This window comes from Halosubterraneus shenae (assembly GCF_050510935.1).
Classification (GTDB): Archaea; Halobacteriota; Halobacteria; order Halobacteriales; family Haloferacaceae; genus JBDGPU01.
In genome coordinates this window covers 40979-57340 of the sequence record NZ_JBNLVO010000003.1, presented here as the reverse complement: position 1 = coordinate 57340, position 16362 = coordinate 40979, and the positions used below count along the sequence as shown (strand labels likewise).

At 67.3% G+C, this 16362-nt stretch carries 17 protein-coding genes and 1 pseudogene; 11 read left to right on the top strand and 7 right to left on the bottom strand.

The window, feature by feature from the left end; all coding sequences use genetic code 11:
- Positions 1 to 84 precede the first annotated feature (84 nt).
- The 3 genes from ACQE3M_RS06750 to ACQE3M_RS06740 all read left to right on the top strand — a co-directional run bounded on the left by ACQE3M_RS06750 (position 85) and on the right by ACQE3M_RS06740 (position 2128).
- A complete protein-coding gene (locus ACQE3M_RS06750) occupies positions 85 to 219 on the top strand; it encodes a DUF7128 family protein (protein WP_430504803.1) in 135 nt (44 codons plus the stop codon).
- 87 nt (positions 220 to 306) lie between these two features.
- Positions 307 to 1347 (top strand): guanosine monophosphate reductase, encoded by a 1041-nt coding sequence (locus tag ACQE3M_RS06745; RefSeq protein WP_430504801.1) that lies wholly within the window; start codon positions 307 to 309, stop codon positions 1345 to 1347.
- Between the two features lie 214 nt (positions 1348 to 1561).
- On the top strand, positions 1562 to 2128 hold the full coding sequence (locus ACQE3M_RS06740; RefSeq protein WP_430504799.1) for a response regulator: 567 nt from the start codon (positions 1562 to 1564) through the stop codon (positions 2126 to 2128).
- 57 nt (positions 2129 to 2185) lie between these two features.
- Here the strand turns inward: ACQE3M_RS06740 and ACQE3M_RS06735 are convergent, their stop codons facing one another.
- Together ACQE3M_RS06735 and ACQE3M_RS06730 are read right to left on the bottom strand one after the other, a co-directional pair.
- On the bottom strand, positions 2186 to 2428 hold the full coding sequence (locus ACQE3M_RS06735; protein WP_430504797.1) for a DUF7508 domain-containing protein: 243 nt from the start codon (positions 2426 to 2428) through the stop codon (positions 2186 to 2188).
- Positions 2418 to 2888, bottom strand: a complete 471-nt coding sequence (locus ACQE3M_RS06730) for a DUF5796 family protein (protein WP_430504795.1) — start codon at positions 2886 to 2888, stop codon at positions 2418 to 2420. The genes ACQE3M_RS06735 and ACQE3M_RS06730 overlap by 11 nt, the downstream gene beginning before the upstream one ends.
- Before the next feature lie 111 nt (positions 2889 to 2999).
- Here ACQE3M_RS06730 and ACQE3M_RS06725 point away from each other — a divergent pair, with 111 nt between their 5' ends.
- Positions 3000 to 3899 (top strand): shikimate kinase, encoded by a 900-nt coding sequence (locus tag ACQE3M_RS06725; RefSeq protein WP_430504793.1) that lies wholly within the window; start codon positions 3000 to 3002, stop codon positions 3897 to 3899.
- Positions 3896 to 4192 carry a chorismate mutase gene (locus tag ACQE3M_RS06720; RefSeq protein ID WP_430504791.1) on the top strand — a complete coding sequence of 99 codons (297 nt, stop codon included), beginning with the start codon at positions 3896 to 3898 and terminating at the stop codon, positions 4190 to 4192. Before ACQE3M_RS06725 ends, ACQE3M_RS06720 begins: the two co-directional genes overlap by 4 nt.
- A gap of 100 nt (positions 4193 to 4292) precedes the next feature.
- Here the strand turns inward: ACQE3M_RS06720 and ACQE3M_RS06715 are convergent, their stop codons facing one another.
- Positions 4293 to 5636: an RNase J family beta-CASP ribonuclease gene (locus tag ACQE3M_RS06715; protein WP_430504789.1), complete on the bottom strand. Its 1344-nt coding sequence runs from the start codon at positions 5634 to 5636 to the stop codon at positions 4293 to 4295.
- Between the two features lie 606 nt (positions 5637 to 6242).
- On the opposite strand from ACQE3M_RS06715, the gene ACQE3M_RS06710 reads away from it, so the two are divergent.
- From ACQE3M_RS06710 to ACQE3M_RS06700, 3 genes are all read left to right on the top strand, one after another.
- Positions 6243 to 8447, top strand: coding sequence for an amino acid permease (locus tag ACQE3M_RS06710; RefSeq protein ID WP_430504786.1), 2205 nt, complete (start codon positions 6243 to 6245; stop codon positions 8445 to 8447).
- A 346-nt stretch (positions 8448 to 8793) separates the two neighbouring features.
- Positions 8794 to 10032 (top strand): MFS transporter, encoded by a 1239-nt coding sequence (locus tag ACQE3M_RS06705; RefSeq protein WP_430504784.1) that lies wholly within the window; start codon positions 8794 to 8796, stop codon positions 10030 to 10032.
- A 120-nt stretch (positions 10033 to 10152) separates the two neighbouring features.
- The gene (locus ACQE3M_RS06700) at positions 10153 to 10833 is read left to right on the top strand and encodes a TOBE domain-containing protein (protein WP_430504782.1); all 681 of its coding nucleotides are present in this window, start codon (positions 10153 to 10155) and stop codon (positions 10831 to 10833) included.
- A gap of 36 nt (positions 10834 to 10869) precedes the next feature.
- On the opposite strand, the pseudogene ACQE3M_RS06695 reads toward ACQE3M_RS06700, so the two are convergent.
- The 3 genes and pseudogenes from ACQE3M_RS06695 to ACQE3M_RS06685 form a co-directional block, all read right to left on the bottom strand.
- Positions 10870 to 12039 (bottom strand): annotated as a pseudogene (locus ACQE3M_RS06695) (trans-sulfuration enzyme family protein).
- 81 nt (positions 12040 to 12120) lie between these two features.
- The gene (locus tag ACQE3M_RS06690) at positions 12121 to 12756 is read right to left on the bottom strand and encodes a hypothetical protein (protein ID WP_430504780.1); all 636 of its coding nucleotides are present in this window, start codon (positions 12754 to 12756) and stop codon (positions 12121 to 12123) included.
- 91 nt (positions 12757 to 12847) lie between these two features.
- Positions 12848 to 13243 (bottom strand): CopG family ribbon-helix-helix protein, encoded by a 396-nt coding sequence (locus ACQE3M_RS06685; protein ID WP_430504778.1) that lies wholly within the window; start codon positions 13241 to 13243, stop codon positions 12848 to 12850.
- Between the two features lie 80 nt (positions 13244 to 13323).
- Between ACQE3M_RS06685 and ACQE3M_RS06680 the strand changes: the two genes are divergently transcribed.
- Complete coding sequence (locus ACQE3M_RS06680) at positions 13324 to 14166, top strand: hypothetical protein (RefSeq protein WP_430504777.1); 843 nt, start codon at positions 13324 to 13326, stop codon at positions 14164 to 14166.
- A 36-nt stretch (positions 14167 to 14202) separates the two neighbouring features.
- Positions 14203 to 14685, top strand: coding sequence for a cation:proton antiporter regulatory subunit (locus ACQE3M_RS06675; protein ID WP_430504776.1), 483 nt, complete (start codon positions 14203 to 14205; stop codon positions 14683 to 14685).
- Positions 14686 to 14709: 24 nt separating this feature from the next.
- Here the strand turns inward: ACQE3M_RS06675 and ACQE3M_RS06670 are convergent, their stop codons facing one another.
- Complete coding sequence (locus ACQE3M_RS06670; RefSeq protein ID WP_430504775.1) at positions 14710 to 15912, bottom strand: cation:proton antiporter; 1203 nt, start codon at positions 15910 to 15912, stop codon at positions 14710 to 14712.
- Between the two features lie 104 nt (positions 15913 to 16016).
- Here ACQE3M_RS06670 and ACQE3M_RS06665 point away from each other — a divergent pair, with 104 nt between their 5' ends.
- Complete coding sequence (locus ACQE3M_RS06665; protein ID WP_430504774.1) at positions 16017 to 16319, top strand: hypothetical protein; 303 nt, start codon at positions 16017 to 16019, stop codon at positions 16317 to 16319.
- Positions 16320 to 16362 lie beyond the last annotated feature (43 nt).

Below are 16362 nucleotides of genomic sequence, written 5' to 3'. Positions count from 1 at the left end.
GGGGTTCTCGGGCAGCGGAGTTGTCGAGGGTCGCCTCCTGAGGGTGGGACAACGGTAAAGGCGCTGGGCGGAACACGTCGTACTATGGTCGAGACAACCGAGCGGGACGACATGACGTGGTACGCCTGTGAGGTCTGTGGGCTGCTGTTCGACGACCGGGACGACGCGAAGCAGCACGAGGGCTCCTGCGACGGGGAGGATCCCTCCTACCTGCAGTAGTCCAGCCTCGTCACCGAGGGTTCGGCCAGACCCCTGGACGGATCGCTATCCTTAACCGTTGGACCTCGCTTCGTTGCTGAGGGTACGATGACTGCTATACGCGAAGGGCTGAGCTACGACGACGTCCTGCTAGTGCCGCAGCGCTCCCCGGTCGAATCACGGTCCGAGGTCGACCTCTCGACCGAGCTGGCGCCCGGACTCGAGCTCGGTCTCCCGATCACGAGTGCCGCGATGGACACCGTAACCGAGGCGGACCTCGCCATCGCCCTCTCTCAGGAGGGCGGGCTCGGCGTGATCCACCGCTTCCTCACGCTGGAAGAGATGGTCGACGAGGTCGAGGCCGTCGTCGACGCCGGCGAGCAGGTGGGCGCGGCGCTGGGGATCGACGAGGACGCACAGGCTCGTGCCGCCGCCCTCGTCGACGCCGGCGTCGACGCCCTCGTCGTCGACGTCGCACACGGCCACATGGAGCGCTGCCTCGACGTCGTTGCCTCGCTCGACGAGGAGTTCGACGTGCCGCTCGTCGCCGGCAACGTCGCCACGACGGCCGGGGCTGAGGACCTGGCCGAGGCGGGCGCGGACTGCATCAAGGTCGGCGTCGGGCCGGGGTCCCACTGCACGACGCGGGAGGTCGCCGGCGCCGGCGTCCCGCAGTTGACCGCGGTGCTGGACGCGAGCGAGGTGAAGGAGCGCTACGACGTGACGATCATCGCCGACGGCGGGATCCGAACGTCGGCGGGGATCGCGAAGGCGCTCGTCGCGGGCGCCGACGCCGTGATGCTCGGCGGGCTGTTCTCGGGCACGACGGAGGCGCCCGGCGAGCTCGTCGAGCGTGAGGACGGCCAGTACAAGGTCTCGCGGGGGATGGCCTCCAGGGAAGCGAACGAGGAGCGCTCCGACAAGGACATCCAGATCGGCGCCAGCGAGGGGGCGGCCGGGCTGACGCCGTACCGTGGCGACGTCGCCGACGTGGTCGACGAGCTCGCTCACGGCGTCCGCTCCGGCTTCAGCTACTGCGGCGCCCGGTCCATCGACCAGGCTCGCGCGAACGCCGAGTTCATCAGCTGCTCCGACGGGGCGAAATCGCGCGCCGGCGTCCACGCCGGCATCGTCCAGCGCGGCGAGTAACGGCTCGTTCGGCGCTGAGCCGCGGGCTAGTTCGATGTCGTAGGGTTCGGTGTGCGGTACGTCACCCGCGACGTGGCCTACACACTTTGGCAGCGAACATACCCCTGTCCCCTGTCTGTACACAAGCAGGTGAACTGTATGAGAACACGTTCTTCGTCTCCGCCGGGCTATCGAGCGAGGGTATCGTCGGGAACGTCGCCCCGAGTGGTCACTAATGAGTGAGGGTGCCGAGACCGTGCTGGTCGTCGACGACGAGCCGAGCATCGTCGAGATGTTCCGCACCTGGTTGGAGCCTACGTACGACGTTCGGACGGTGACGGACGGCCCGACGGCGCTGGAGACCGTCGACGACGACGTCGACCTCGTCCTGCTGGACCGACGGATGCCCCGGCGTAACGGCGACGAGGTGCTGGCGGGGCTGCGCGAGCAGGGCCACGACGTCCCCGTCGTGATGGTCTCGGCAGTCCCGCCGGACGTGGACGTGATCGACGCCCCCCTCGACTCCTACCTCGTCAAACCGGTCGATCGCGAGGCGCTACAGCGGGCGGTGGCGGCCGGGCTGCTCACCGCGAGTCTCTCAGCGGAGACCCGCGAGTACTACGCGAACGCCGTCAAACGGTCGATGCTGGAGGCAACGAAGCTCCGCGGGGAGCTCCGAACGAGCGATGCCTATCGGTCGCTCGTCGACGACCTCGAGGCTGCGGAGCTGTCCGGGTCGAAACGAACGGGCCGGATGACCCAGGACCTCACGGGCGACGTCTACCGGGACATCGAAAGCTGACGGCGTCGACAGGGACATCGCGAGCTGACGGCGTCCCCACGTTGCCAAGAACCCGACTCAGTCTTCTTCGGAATGTTCGGCCAGCAGTCGTTCGGCGTGATCCAGCGACTGCGCGGTCTCCCACCGGACCTTCGTCGCGTCGCTGTAGGTCAGCGCCTCCTTGAGTTCGTCCCGCAGCACGCCGGCTCCGCGGTCGACCGTGTCGCCGTCGCTGGTGCCGAGTTCGTAGAACGCCGGCCGGTCAGGGGCGGACCGAACCGTCTCGCGGTCGAGGTCGCGCCAGCGCTTGTTAAGACTCATCCTCCCCGAACGTCCCGAGCTCGTGGTCGGGCGCGCTAGTGATCTCGTAGCTCTGCTCCCCCCAGTCGTCCTCGACGAAGACGAACACGCGACCGCCTGCCGCGTCGGGGTCGGCCTCGACCTCGATGCGCTCGCTTGCGTTGCGGACGACGACGCCCGGGAAGAGCTCCTCCCGGTCGCCGGATTCGAGGACGACGCGACCGACGCCGGTTTCCTCGAGGATCTCGTCGTGCGTCTTCAGGTCGTTGACGTACATCATCACGCCCTCCGTCTCCGTTGGGTCCGTGACGAGGACGTGGGTCTCCTTGCCGGGACTCGCGACCAGCTTACCGTCGACCGTGCTGGGCGCGCCGCGGTAGAGGGTCGTTCGACCGTCGAGGTACTCGACGACGACGCCCTCCTCGACGAGGTCGATCCCGAGCGTACTCGGCGCGATGGAACTGCGTGCGGGAGCGGGCATAGTCGAAATTGCGGGTCACACCTCAAAAGGGCCGCGTTCGGCGGCGCGAGTCGGACTGACGGATATCACCGAGACCGCCAGTCCTTTGTCTCCCTTCCGACTTGCACCGGTATGGAGGGACGCGCGGCGGCGCTCGGCGCCGGCACGATACTGAACGCCCTGGCGACGGGCACCGGGTCGGCGTTCGCGATCGACGTCGAAACGCGGGCGACGGTCGAGCTCGCCGCCGACAGCGACGACGTCGCCGGCGAGATCGCCGAGGCGCCGGGAGCCGAGACGGACCTCGTCGAGGAGTGCGTGTCGCTGGCGACGGCCCGCTGGGGGAACGGCCAGGGCGGCACCGTCCGGACCGACAGCGACGTCCCGCTCGCGGCCGGACTGAAAAGCTCGAGCGCCGCGGCCAACGCGACCGTCCTCGCGACCTGTGACGCTCTCGGGCTCACCGTCGGCGACGACCAACAGGACCCCGCCGTCGACGTGACGCGCCTCGACGCCTGTCGACTCGGCGTCGAGGCCGCACGGAACGTGGGCGTGACCGTCACCGGCGCGTTCGACGACGCCACGGCGTCGATGCTCGGAGGCGCTACCGTCACGAACAACGACGCGGACGAGCTGCTCTACCGCGACGAACGGAGCTGGGAGGTCCTCGTCTGGACGCCCCCGGAGCGAGCGTACAGCGCCGACGCCGACGCCGACCGCTGCGCGAACGTCGCCCCGATGGCCGAGCTCGTGGCGGACCTCGCGCTCGACGGCGAGTACGCGACCGCGATGACCGTCAACGGGTTGGCCTTCTCGGCCGCGCTCGGCTTCTCCACGGACCCGGCCGTCGAGGCCATGCCGCACGTGAACGGCGTGTCGCTGTCGGGCACCGGTCCGAGCGTTGTCGCCGTCGCCGAGCCGACGGACCCCGCGACCGACCTGGACCGCGTCGAACAACTGTGGGACGCCCGCCCCGGCGTCGTCCGCAGGACTACTACCCGAACCGACGGGGCGACCATTCTGGACTCATGAGCACGAACCCATCCAACCCCGAGGAGATGACCCTCGACGAGCTCCGCGAGGAGATCGAGGACATCGACCGCGAGATCGTCGAACTGATCGCCCGGCGCACCTACGTCGCCGACACCGTCGCGCAGGTGAAAGAAGAACGCGACCTGCCGACCACGGACGAGTCACAGGAGGAGGCGGTGATGGACCGCGCCGGCGAGAACGCGAAGCAGTTCGACGTGGACGAGAACCTCGTGAAGGCGATCTTCCGGCTGCTGATCGAGCTGAACAAAGTGGAGCAGCGGGAGAAGCGGTAGTCGCGAGTCGTCGCCGGGCATCGTGGCCGAGGGGTTCGATCCGGGCCCCATCAGCCGGCGACGAGCCAGCTGTCCGGAGAGTTGGGGTTCCCGGTTGACCTTATACTAGCTGTACTGTACTCCCGTTCTGCATCAGGTGGAGGTCCTCGCCGACGCTGAACCCGCGACCCTTCGCCAGCTGCACGTATCCGGAGAAGCCCTCCATCTCCTGATGGCCGGGGATGACGTTGTCCGGCTGGATCGCCTCCAGCATCTGGTAGTGGCCCTCCTGACGGAGGTGGCCGGAGACGTGGACGTCGTCGTAGATCCGGGCCCCCTGCATCCGGAGGAGCTGTTCGGACTTGTGCCGCTGGCCCTCGTTCGTCGGCTCCGGGATGATCCCGGCTGAGAAGATGACCTTGTCGCCCTCCGAGAGGTCGTAGGGCGTCTCCCCGCGACCCATCCGGGTGAGCATCGCGCGCGGCTCCCCCTGATGGCCCGTCACGATGGGGAGGAAGTTCTCCTTCCCCTCGTCCATGATCCGCTTCATCGCGTTGTCGATGCTCCGGCGGTGGCCGTGCATCTGCAGGTCGTCCGGGAACGAGACCTCGCCGATCCGCTCGGCGGCGCCGGAGTACTTCTCCATCGACCGCCCGAGCAGCACCGGCTCACGACCGATGTCGTCGGCGAACTCGACGAGACTCGTAACGCGGGAGATGTGGCTCGCGAACGTCGTGGCGACGATCCCCCCGTCGTAGTCCGCCATGCTCTGCATGACGTCCTCGAGCTGGCTCCGCGCGACGGCCTCGCTCGGCGTCCGGCCCTTCCGGTTCGCGTTCGTGCAGTCCTCGATGTAACAGAGCACGCCCTCGCGACCGATCTCGCGGAAGCGCTGCATGTCGATCGGGTCGCCGACGACGGGCGTGTGGTCCAGGCGCTTGTCGAGGCCGTAGACGACGGCCCCTTCCGGCGTGTGGAGAACCGGATTGATCGCGCCGATGACGGAGTGTGTGACGTTGACGAACTCGAGTTCGATTTGCTCGGAGTCGCCGATGGCCATCGTGCCGCCGGCGTCCATTTCGATGAGGTCGTTGTCGACCGTGAACGTCCCCTCGTCGTCGATCTCCTCCCGCACGAGCTGGAGTGTGTACGGCGACGCGACGATGGGGGCGTCGTACCGATGGGCGAGCTTGCCAATCGCGCCGATGTGGTCGAGGTGGCCGTGCGTCGGGACAATGGCCTGCACGTCGCCGTCGAGGTCGCTCATGACGCGGTCGTCCGGGATCGCGCCCATGTCGATGAGGTCGAGCGACCCCATGGACTCCGTCTGCACGTCGTCGTGAATCAGTACCTTCGAGAGGTTCAGGCCCATGTCGAAGATGACGATGTCATCCCCGGCACGGACCGCCGTCATCTGGCGCCCGACTTCCTCGTAGCCGCCGATCGTCGTGATTTCGATTTCCATAGTGGTGTCCGATCAGAGCGATCCCAGAACCTGTGAGGGTCCGCCTACTGCTGGAGAGCCGGTGTGTACTCGATCTCGGCGACCGACGGATCGGAGATCCGCGCCGCCGACCGAAAGGAACAGACCTTCCCGGGGACACGCGTGTTTCGGGTACTCACAACTTGCTGACCACGACGTATATAGTCGCGGGTTCGGGGCATCCGACCGCCTTGCAGAAACTGCCGTTTCTGCCCCCGATAGAGGCGGAGATCCTCGATCGCCAGTCGGCCACCGAGAACGGTACTCAGGAGCGCTCCGTGACCGATAGGTCGATTATCCGTGCCCCCCGCGGCGAGGTCGATCGGGTTCCGACGTGGCTGCCCGGCCGACCCGGCCGAACGGGATCCAAGTTGTTTTGTCGTCGGAGCGGTTCGTGTGGGACGAACGCAGCGGTCCTTGCGGCTCGTTTCCGTCTCACCCGTGTGTCCACGTATTTATACACATACCACGACACACGATGTGCTGGTGAAAGTGCGACCGTCCGGTAGCAACTGAGGGGGTGTTGTTTTCCCCGGGAATACCCGTCGGTCGGCCCCCGCAGTCGCCGCTCATTCAACGACAGATTCCATGACAAAAGAGCTCGAACGTGACCTCGGACTACCAGCAGTACTGGCGATAAGTATCGGCGCGATGATCGGGAGCGGTATCTTCATTCTCCCGGCCCTGGCGGTCGAGATCGCCGGGCCGGGTGTCATCCTCGCGTACCTCATAGCCGGGCTCCTCGTCGTGCCGGCGGCACTGAGTAAATCCGAGATGGCCACGGCGATGCCGGAGGCCGGCGGGACGTACATCTACATCGAACGGGGGATGGGACCGATCCTCGGTACCGTCGCCGGCGTCGGCACGTGGTTCTCCCTGGCGTTTAAAGGCGCCCTCGCGCTGGTCGGCGGTGTTCCCTACCTCGTGTTGCTCTTCGATCTTCCAGTGAAACCGGTCGCGCTCGGGCTGGCAGCGGTCCTCATCGTCGTCAACATGCTGGGCGTGAAACAGACGGGACGGCTGCAGGTCGGCATCGTCGCCGTCATGCTCGCTGCGCTCGTCTGGTTCATCTACGGGAGCGCACCGGCGGTCACGACGACGCAATACGCCGGCTTCTTCGACGAGGGCGTCGGCGGCATCCTCGCTGCGACGGGGCTCGTCTTCGTCTCCTACGCGGGCGTGACGAAGATCGCGAGCGTCGCCGAGGAGGTCGAGAACCCGGGCCGGAACATCCCGATCGGCATCCTCGGGTCGCTGGGGTTCACCACGGTACTGTACGTCCTCATCGTCGCCGTCATCGTCGGCGTCACGCCGCTCGACGACCTCGCCGGGACGGCGACGCCGATGGCGGTCGCCGCGGAGTCGACCCTGGCGGGGGCAGGTGTCGTCGCCGTCGTCCTGGCAGCGATACTGGCCCTCGTCAGTACCGCGAACGCCGGCATTCTGTCGTCGTCCCGGTATCCGTTCGCGATGAGCCGGGACAAGCTGGCCCCCGAGCGGTTTGCCGAGGTCAGCGACCGATTCGGGACGCCGACGACCGCCATAACGTTGACCGGCATCGTGATGCTCGTCCTGATCGCGTTCGTGCCGATCCTCGAGATCGCGAAGCTCGCCAGCGCGTTCCAGATCCTCGTGTTCATCCTGATCAACCTGGCCCTGATCGCGTTCCGTCGCGCCGACCTCGACAGCTACGAGCCGACGTTCGAGTCCCCGCTGTACCCCGCGATGCAGGTGTTCGGTGTTCTCAGCGGAATCGTCCTGCTCACGCAGATGGGTGCCGTGGCGCTTGCCGGGGCGGCCGTCATCACGGTCGGGAGCGTCGGCTGGTACTGGTATTACGCTCGCCCACGGACGGACCGCGAGGGCGTCGCTATTGACACCGTTCGTCGGGAGACGGGTCGGAGCGTCATCGACCGGACGGAGGCCTCGTTCGACGAGGACGTCTACGACGTGCTCGTCGCGCTTACCGAGGGGACGAGCGAGGAACGTGAACGGCGACTCGTCCGGATCGCGGCTGACGTGGCTCGAAAACGGGACGGCGGGGTGACCGTGATCCAGTTCGACGAGGTCCCCGACCAGGTATCACTCGAGTACGCGGCGGAGGTCCAGTCGCCCGCCGACCTCCAGTTCGAGGCCCAGACGAGCAGCGTCTCCGCGGACCTCGACGTCCCCGTTCAGTACGGCGAGATCGTCAGTCACGACACGAGACACGCGGTCGTCAACTTCGCACAGCACGAGGATGCTGACGCGTTGCTGATGGAACGGAATCCGGGCCGCCTCCAGCACCGACTGCTCGGGAGCCCGGTCGAGTGGATACTTCGCCATTCGCCGTGCGACGTCGTGCTCGTGGAGGACCGCGAGTTCGGCGACGTCGACGAGATCACGGTACTCACCGACCGGAGCCCGTACGACCCGTCGAAAGTCCGGATCGCCGACGCTCTCGCGAGCGAACTCGGCGTCCCCGTTCGACTGGTGTACGCCGTGGAAACCTCCGCAACCTCCGATTTCCGGGGGACTATCGAGGAGTACCAGTCCGAGCTGGTGGACCTCTGCTCTGCACCCGTGACGACAGAAATCGTGGAAACGGACGGGTCGGTGGGTGACCTCATTGGGGTCGCGCGGACGGCGGACTTCCTCGTAGTGAGCCGGAACCACAGGCTTCGTTACGAGTTCTGGGGCAGTCGCATGGACAGAGTGATCGACGCCGTCGACTGCACCGCACTGGAGGTCCACACGCACGAGTCGGAGCGGCCAGGGTTCCTCGGTCGACTCGTCGAACGGCTGGTGTTCTAGGTCGGCTTTCGGGTTTTAAGTCGGCTTTCGGGTTTTAAGTCGGCTTTCGGGTTTTAAGTCGGCTTTCGGGTTTTAAGTCGGCTTTCGGGTTTTAAGTCGGCTTTCGGGTTTTAAGTCGGCTTTCGGGTTTTAAGTCGGCTTTCGGGTTTTAAGTCGGCCTTCCGGTTTTCCAGGTCGCTGGCTCGCGGGATTGCCGCCGAAGCGCCCCGAGTAACCGTCCCTCGCCGTTCATCTTCACGCGGAAATCGGGAACTGGACCGGAGAGATGGGTAGCGCCGCCGGCCCGATATCGGCCTAATTAACCGAAGGGGGAGGGATTAACGGCGAGGGATAAGCACTGCCGTGTATGCGAGACCGGTTTAAGTTCTACCCGCTGTATCTGACGCGGTTCGTCGGCAGTCTCGGGTTCATCACGCTGCTGACCCTCCTGCCGACCTACATCGAGACGCTGGGCGCGACCGGGGTCGTCGCGGGGCTGTTCGTAACGGCCCTGGGCGTCGGTCGCACGGTCGCCATCGTCCCGGTCGGGTGGGCCGCGGACCGCTACGACAAGCGGCTGGTGCTGCTGGTCTCGCTGGCCGCCAGCGCTGTCGCGTACGCCCTCTTCACGCTCGTCGAGACGTCGCTCGGCTTCATCCTGGCCCGGACGCTGCAGGGGCTGAGCGTCGTCGGCACCGGGATGGTGAGCCTGGCGCTCGTCGGCGACATCGCCGCGAAGGGTGAGCGGGCGAACCAGATCGGGAAGTACAACTCCTGGCGGATGGCGGCGGGGATCACCGGCACGCTCGGTGCCGGCGCGCTCTACGACGTCTACGGGTTCTCCCCAATATTCGCGGCGCTGGTCGTGCTGTTCGTCGTCGCCATCGTCACCGTCTGGCTCCTCGTCGAGCGCGACGAGACGCGCATCAAGGAGTTCGCGTTCTTCGACCTGGCGCTAAACGACCGGATCCTCACGATCACGAGCTTCCGGGCCCAGTACGCGGTGTCGGTGACGCTCGTCCGGAACTGGGTCCCCATCTTTGTCGGCCTCTCAGTCGCCAGGGGTGGCCTCGCGCTGAGCGCCACGGCCGTCGGCGCGGTCATCGCCGCGGAGAAATTCACCAACATGCTCGGCCAGCCGCTCACGGGGCGGCTGTCGGACACCTACGGTCGCGGGCTGTTCGTGGCCGTCGGCGGGCTGAGCTACGGGCTGATCGGGGTGCTCATCCCCTTCGCCCCGGCGTTCGGCGAGAGCCTCGATCTGTCGCTGTCACTTCCGTTCCTCGGCACCGTCCCCGCGGTCTTCTTCGTCATGCTCGGCCTGAACGGGCTGCTCGGGGTCGCCGACAGCTTCCGGGAGCCGGCCAGTATGGCGCTGTTCGCCGACGAGGGGAAAGGCAGCGGCATCGCGAGCAGCTTCGGCATTCGGGGATTGGTGTGGCGCCCGGGCGCGCTGCTCGCGCCGCTGGTTGGCGGGTACCTCATGGACGGCGTCGGTATGGAGTGGGTGTTCTTCGTCGGCGGCGCCACCGCGATAACCGGCGCCGCCACGTTCGTCGGCGTCGTATCGACGAAATACGGCGTGCGGGAACTGGTCAGGTGGTGAGGCTCTCGACTCTCGATGGGCACGCGCATCGAGCCCGACCTCGCACGCCGGTGCGAGGTCGGGGCGGCGGGCTCCTTGTCCCGACAGAACTGTTTTGCGGCTGCCCCGCGAAGCCGACGTATGAACGAGGAGTTCGCCGCACAGCTCCGCGCGGACGACGTCGAGTTCGCGTCGCGCGACGCGACGCTGCTGCGGACGATCGACGACGTGGGGTCGCTGCACGAGGCGGCCGACGTGCTCGGTCGGTCGTACTCGCGCTGCCACCAGCGGGTGACCGCGCTGGAGGAGGCGTTCGGCACGCTCGTGGAGCGCCAGCGCGGGGGATCCGGCGGCGGCGGCAGTACGCTGACCGACCGCGCACGCGAGTTGCTCGCACGGTTCGACCGGCTCCGCGAGGGCTACTCCTCGGTGGCGGAGACGACGGAGGCCGTCCTCGACGGCACGGTCGAGGAGCGGTCCGGCGAGCTCGGCATCGTCGACACCGAAGCCGGTGAGGTTCGGGCGATCACGCCCCCCGACGTGGAGGCGGTCCAGATCAGCCTGCGCGCGGACGCCGTCACGCTCCACGACCCGGCGGACGTGCCTAAGGCGGGGTCGACGAGCGCACGGAACCGGTTCGAGGGAACCGTCACCGACGTCGAACGGGGGGAGTCGATCTCGCAGGTCACCGTCGACGTCGACGCGCCCGCCCCGCTGTTCGCGCTCGTGACCGAGGAGAGCCGCGAACGGCTCGCCCTCGAACCCGGGCGGCAGGTCGTCGCCTCGTTCAAGGCGACGGCGACGCGGGCGACGCCACGCTGACGGCGGCGTCCCTTTTAAACACGTCTCGGCGAGGGATCAGATCCGCTCCAGCGACGCATCGAGCGCGTCGATCTGGTCCTCGGCGCTTTCGAGCCCGACCGAGAGTCGCACGAGCGACTCCGAGATGCCGGCCTCGGCGCGTTCCTCGGCGGAGAGCGGCGCGGCCGACATGCTCGCGGTGTGCTCGACCAGCGATTCGACGCCGCCCAGGCTGAACGCGAGGTTGAACACGTCGAGGTCCTCGACGAAGGCCCTGGCCTCGGCGGCGTCGCCGTCGAGCTCGAACGAGACCATCCCGCCGAAGTTGCTCATTTGCTCCGTTGCGAGGTCGTGTCCCGGGTGCGACGCCAGGCCCGGGTAGTTGACCGTCTCGACCGCGTCGTGGTCCGCCAGGAACTCCGCGACGCGGGTCGCGTTGGCCTCGTGGAGGGACAGTCGCGCGGGCAACGTCTTCAGCCCGCGAAGGACGAGGAAGCTGTCGAACGGCGACAGCGGCGCGCCGATCAGGTCCTGCAGGACGAACCGGAACTCCTCGTGGAGGTCGTCGTCGCTCGTCGCGATTACGCCACCCACGGAGTCCGAGTGGCCGTTGACGAACTTCGTGGTGCTGTACACCGAGACGTCGGCGCCGAGCTCGAGCGGACGCTGGCCGTACGGCGTCGCGAACGTGTTGTCGACGGCGAACGTCGCGTCGTGCTCGGCCGCGAGGTCGCTCAGGCCCTCGATGTCGCAGACGTGCAGGAGCGGGTTCGTCGGGGACTCGACCCAGACCAGCTCGGTCGACGCGTCAAGCGCGTCGGCGACGGCGTCGTGGTCGGTCGCGTCGACGTAGCTAACCTCGACGCCGAAGCGGTTCGCGAGTTCCTCGAACAGCGTGGTCGTGCCGCCGAACAGCGAGTCCGAGGCGACGACCCGGTCGCCCGGTCGCAGCAGCGAGAGGCAGACGGTCGAAATCGTCGCCATCCCCGAAGCCGTCGCCAGCGTGTGGCTGGCGTTCTAGAGGTTCGCCAGCCGGTCCTGTAGCGCGTCCCGGGTCGGGTTCGCGAACCGACTGTAAGTGTACCCCTTCTCGGGATAGCCGGCCGAGTCGAGGCCGAAGGTCGCAGACAGGTGGATCGGCGACGCGATGTCCTTCGTGCTTGGCGACGGGCCGTCGCCGGCCGCGCCGACCGCGAGGCTCTCGAAGTCGTACTCGTCGTCGGTCATCAGCGACCACCTGCGGCGTCTTTCAGTCGGTCAGTCATCGTGAGCAAGTGACGTCACCCGCGGGAAATGAACCCCTGGGACTCAGCGTGGCTCCAGCTCGACGGTGACGTCGTCGACGTAGTGAGTCGCAGCCGTCTCCCAGACGACGCTCGTGCCGAGCGCGACGTAGAGTTCGTCGGTCGAGAGCTTCGGCGTCGTCCACTCGAAGGTGTACTCCCGCCAGCCGTCGGCCAGCCAGAGCGGTTCGCGGAGGCCGCCGTACGGCGTCTCCCCGAGTTCCGTCGTGTTCTGTCCCGGGTCGGGGAAGTCCGCTTCCGCGGTCGGTTTCTCGGCCGCCAGTCGCATGACTGCGTGCCGAATAGTGTTGAACGACTCCGACTCGCTCCAGAACTGGGCCGACACCGTGGCGGTATACGTCTGTCCCGATTCGACGGGCATCGGGTGGACGGCCCAGCAGGTGCCGTCGTCGTAATCGCCTTCGTTCCAGATCCGGAGGGACTGCTCGCCCGCGGCCGCCTGCTCCTCGGAGGCGCCGATCTCCCACTCGAACTCCTCGAGGTCGACCTCGGGACCGATCCCGGCGTCCGTCTCCCACCCTTCCATCCCCGACTCGAAGCCGGTCTCGTACGCCGGCGACGACGATCCGCCGCCCAGACAGCCAGCGACGGCGCCGGCGCCGACGGTCATACCGGTTCGTAGCAGCGATCGTCTATCCATGGCAACGATTCAACGTACGTCGGCATAACTGACCGGGGTAACCCGGATCCGGAAGGATCGCGACGCTCACGACGGTCGACCGTCGCCGACCCTATGCCGTGCTGTCGCGGATCATCATCTCCTTCACGCGCCGCACGCCGTCGAAATCGCGGAGCTGATAGATGAGCTGGCGGACGCGCTCGGCGGGGCCGCGACAGAACAGCGATTCGAGACACCACTCCCCCTGATGGGTGTGGCTCGTGTTCAGGATGACGTCCTGGTAATCGTGCTGGACGGCGTGCAGCTCCTCGATCACCTCGTGATGCCGATAGTCGAAGCCGACGAGAGCGACGACCTCGCCCGACTTCGCTTCGAGGCGTGAGTGGGATTCGACGTACTCCAGCATCGCCTCGCGGACCGCTCGCGACCGGGAGTCGAGACCCTGCTCCTGCCAGACCTGGTCGAACGAGTCGACGATCTCGTCGGGGATGTTGAAGCTCGTGCGCATGGGGGGCCGTCGTATTACGCTCCACGGGTTCCGGTATTAAAAACCCCTAATGCCGTGGTTCCGGAACCAGAACGTAACGAATGCTGCATTTCGAGGAACTCGGGTTGCTGCTCGGGGCGATCGCGCTCGGCGGGGTACACGGGATCGAACCCGGCCACGGCTGGCCCGTCGCCGCGACATACGCGCTCGACCAGACGAACAAGTGGCTCTCCGGGCTGGCCGCGAGCCTGATCATCGGCATCGGCCACCTGATCAGCAGCATCGCGATGGTCGGCGTCTTCTTCTACGCGAAGGCGTACTTCGACCTCACCCAGGTCAACGAGCCGATGACGGTGCTCGGCGGCCTGCAGATCGGCGGGCCGGTCAGCCTCGTTGCCGGCGTGTTGCTGATCGTCCTGGGCCTCCGCGAGTACTTCCACGGCCATTCACACGGGAGCGTCGGCGAGTTTCGTGGGGACTCTCACGCCCATGACCATTCTCACGATCACGAAGACGCCCACGACAACTCCCACGGCCACCACCACGGAGATGCCGTCGCCAGCGACGGTGCCGATTCGGGCTGGGCTGGTGGCCTGAAAAGCGTCCTCCCGTTCGTCGACGGCCATTCACACGATCACGGCGACCTGGACGAGGCTGCGGACCGGGGCCTGTTCGCCATCGCCTGGTTCGCGTTCCTGCTCGGGTTCGCCCACGAGGAGGAGTTCGAGATCATCGCCCTCTGTGCCGGGTCGGCCCACTGCCTGGAGCTGATGACCGCCTACGCGCTCACCGTGATCGGGGGGATCGTGACGCTCACGCTGCTGCTCATCGGCGGCTACGAACACTTCGAGGCGCAGGTCGAGCAGTACACGCCGTACCTCCCGATATTCTCGGCGGTCGTCCTCGTCGGCATGGGGGTCGGGTTCGTGCTCGGCCTGTTCTGACCACAGGGTTATCATCGTCGCCCCCGGACGACGCGTATGAGCGTCTACGAGACGGAGCTGCCAGGCGTCGGTCGGAAGTTCGACCTCGAGCTGTCGGACGGGACGGTCGCCTCGGTGGTGATCCACCACGACGGTCGCTGTGAGCTCTACCGGCGCGACGCCGGCGCCAGCGACGGGGAGAAGTGCCTCGACATGACCGGCGAGGAGGCGAACAAGCTCGGGTCGCTGCTCGAGGGCGCGTACTTCGAATCGGTCTCCGTCGAGGAGCTCTCGGTCCCCCTCGGCGACGCCATTATCGAATGGGTGAAGCTCCCCACCGACTCGCCGGTCGTCGGCCGCCTCTCGGAGACGGGGATCCGCGGGGAGACGGGCGCGACGGTCATCGCCGTGCAGCGCGGGACGGAGACGACCCCGAACCCGGAACCGGAGTTCGAGCTCGAAGCCGGCGACGTGCTCGTGTCGATCGGCACGCGCGAGGAGCAGGCCGCCCTCCGCGAGCTCGTCGAGGGAACCGACTGAGGAGGATGCGGGTCGGGTAGCTCGCTACTCCGTCGCGGACCGGAGCCGTGCCACCCGCTCGACGAGTGCCGCGTTGCGCATCAGGATCGTTCCGAGGATGCTCGTGAGCAGCACGTAGCCGACGGTAAAGGCCGGGATCGTCGCCCGGAGCGTCTCGGTCGTACCGGCGGTCACCAGGAAGGCCGCGATCACGAGGGAGAACTCCCCGCGCGGTACCAGCGCGCTCGCCATGCGCGAGGCCTGCTCGACCGAGAGCCCGTAGCTCCGCCCCGCCGCGTACCCGCTGACCAGCTGCCCGGCACCGGTGACGAGCACTGCGACGACGACCAGCCCGGCGACGGAGACGACCAGCCGCGGGTCGGTTCCAAGCCCGATGACGAGGAAGAAGACGGCGGCGAACAGGTCGCGGCTCGGGGCGATCAGGTCCTGCACCCGGGCCGTGTGGGAGGTCTGGCCGAAGGCGGCGCCGACGAGGAACGCGACGATGGCCTCGCTGACCCCCGAGGCCAGCCCCAGGCCGGCGACGAGCGTCGTGACGCCGAGGACCGCGAGGAGGAACAGCTCGTTCGACCGGACGTCGAACGCGCGGTCGACCCATTCGCTGCCGTAGTAGGCCACCAGCGCCAGGACGACCAGCACTGCCCCGGCCTGCCCGAGCGTTCGGCCGAGAGACGCGACGTCGGCGGACCCGATGACGACGGCGGACAGGACCGCGAAGACCGCCGCGGTGAGGATGTCCTCGATGACGACGACGCCGAGGATGGCCTCGCTCTCGGGGTTGGCGATCCACTCGAGGTCGAGCAGCGACTTGGCGATTATCACCGTCGAGGAGTTGAACGTGATGAGCCCGACGAACAGCGATTCGAGCAACGGGAAGCCGAAGAGCAGTCCCACGACGATGCCGAGGGGAAAGCTCACGCAAACGTCGACGAAGCCGGCGCGGGCGAACTGGGCTCGCTTCCGGACCAGCGAGGAGAGGCTCAGCTCCAGTCCGACGAAGAACAGCAGCAGGACGACGCCGAGTTCGGCCAGCAAGCGGACGAACTCGGTCGACTCCACGAGCGTGAGGGAGACGCCCGCGACCGAGGGTGCGTGCGGCCCGATCAGGATCCCGACGACGATGTAGGCCGGAATCACCGACTGGCCGATGCGGTTCGCGAGGAGCCCCCCGACCGCGAGCAACGTCAGAAAGAGGCCCGCCGTGAGCAGGAGGTTCGGGGAGAGCACGTCTACCAGACACGGGGGTCCGGAATTTATAAGTCCGGTTCGGCGGCGCCGGCTCGCTGCCGAATGTGGGCACAGTTAACACGATGCTCGCCGAAGGGTGGTGTATGTCGAAAACGGAACAACAGCTCCGAGAGATCGACGCGATCGCCGTGGAAGTCCTCGACGTATCGACGCGACAGGACGCGAAGGAGAAGGCCGGGTCACGACGCGAGGCCTACGGGAAGGCGCTCGACGAGGTCCGCGACGTCGCCGGCCGGAGTGCCGCCGGCGAGCTCCTCGAGTGGATACAGGAGCAGATCCGCACGGAGGAGACGTTCCCGACCTCCCGCGAGGTACGCAAACAGGGCGCGAAGATCTGCCGGTCGATGGACCACTCGATCCCGGACGATTCGTGGCTGGGCGCCTGACCGGCGGCGTCTGACTGACGGCTCCTGATCACCAGCGACCGGC

What these genes read in the sequence shown, in the direction of transcription:
- ACQE3M_RS06725 (WP_430504793.1), top strand. Translation starts at nt 3,000, where the DNA reads ATGGAGGGACGCGCGGCGGCGCTCGGCGCCGGCACGATACTGAACGCC.
- ACQE3M_RS06675 (WP_430504776.1), top strand. Translation starts at nt 14,203, where the DNA reads ATGAGCGTCTACGAGACGGAGCTGCCAGGCGTCGGTCGGAAGTTCGAC.
- ACQE3M_RS06680 (WP_430504777.1), top strand. Translation starts at nt 13,324, where the DNA reads ATGCTGCATTTCGAGGAACTCGGGTTGCTGCTCGGGGCGATCGCGCTC.
- ACQE3M_RS06735 (WP_430504797.1), bottom strand. Translation starts at nt 2,428, where the DNA reads ATGAGTCTTAACAAGCGCTGGCGCGACCTCGACCGCGAGACGGTTCGG.
- ACQE3M_RS06750 (WP_430504803.1), top strand. Translation starts at nt 85, where the DNA reads ATGGTCGAGACAACCGAGCGGGACGACATGACGTGGTACGCCTGTGAG.
- ACQE3M_RS06665 (WP_430504774.1), top strand. Translation starts at nt 16,017, where the DNA reads ATGTCGAAAACGGAACAACAGCTCCGAGAGATCGACGCGATCGCCGTG.
- ACQE3M_RS06720 (WP_430504791.1), top strand. Translation starts at nt 3,896, where the DNA reads ATGAGCACGAACCCATCCAACCCCGAGGAGATGACCCTCGACGAGCTC.
- ACQE3M_RS06700 (WP_430504782.1), top strand. Translation starts at nt 10,153, where the DNA reads ATGAACGAGGAGTTCGCCGCACAGCTCCGCGCGGACGACGTCGAGTTC.
- ACQE3M_RS06740 (WP_430504799.1), top strand. Translation starts at nt 1,562, where the DNA reads ATGAGTGAGGGTGCCGAGACCGTGCTGGTCGTCGACGACGAGCCGAGC.
- ACQE3M_RS06730 (WP_430504795.1), bottom strand. Translation starts at nt 2,888, where the DNA reads ATGCCCGCTCCCGCACGCAGTTCCATCGCGCCGAGTACGCTCGGGATC.
- ACQE3M_RS06705 (WP_430504784.1), top strand. Translation starts at nt 8,794, where the DNA reads ATGCGAGACCGGTTTAAGTTCTACCCGCTGTATCTGACGCGGTTCGTC.
- ACQE3M_RS06685 (WP_430504778.1), bottom strand. Translation starts at nt 13,243, where the DNA reads ATGCGCACGAGCTTCAACATCCCCGACGAGATCGTCGACTCGTTCGAC.
- ACQE3M_RS06715 (WP_430504789.1), bottom strand. Translation starts at nt 5,636, where the DNA reads ATGGAAATCGAAATCACGACGATCGGCGGCTACGAGGAAGTCGGGCGC.
- ACQE3M_RS06745 (WP_430504801.1), top strand. Translation starts at nt 307, where the DNA reads ATGACTGCTATACGCGAAGGGCTGAGCTACGACGACGTCCTGCTAGTG.
- ACQE3M_RS06710 (WP_430504786.1), top strand. Translation starts at nt 6,243, where the DNA reads ATGACAAAAGAGCTCGAACGTGACCTCGGACTACCAGCAGTACTGGCG.
- ACQE3M_RS06690 (WP_430504780.1), bottom strand. Translation starts at nt 12,756, where the DNA reads ATGGATAGACGATCGCTGCTACGAACCGGTATGACCGTCGGCGCCGGC.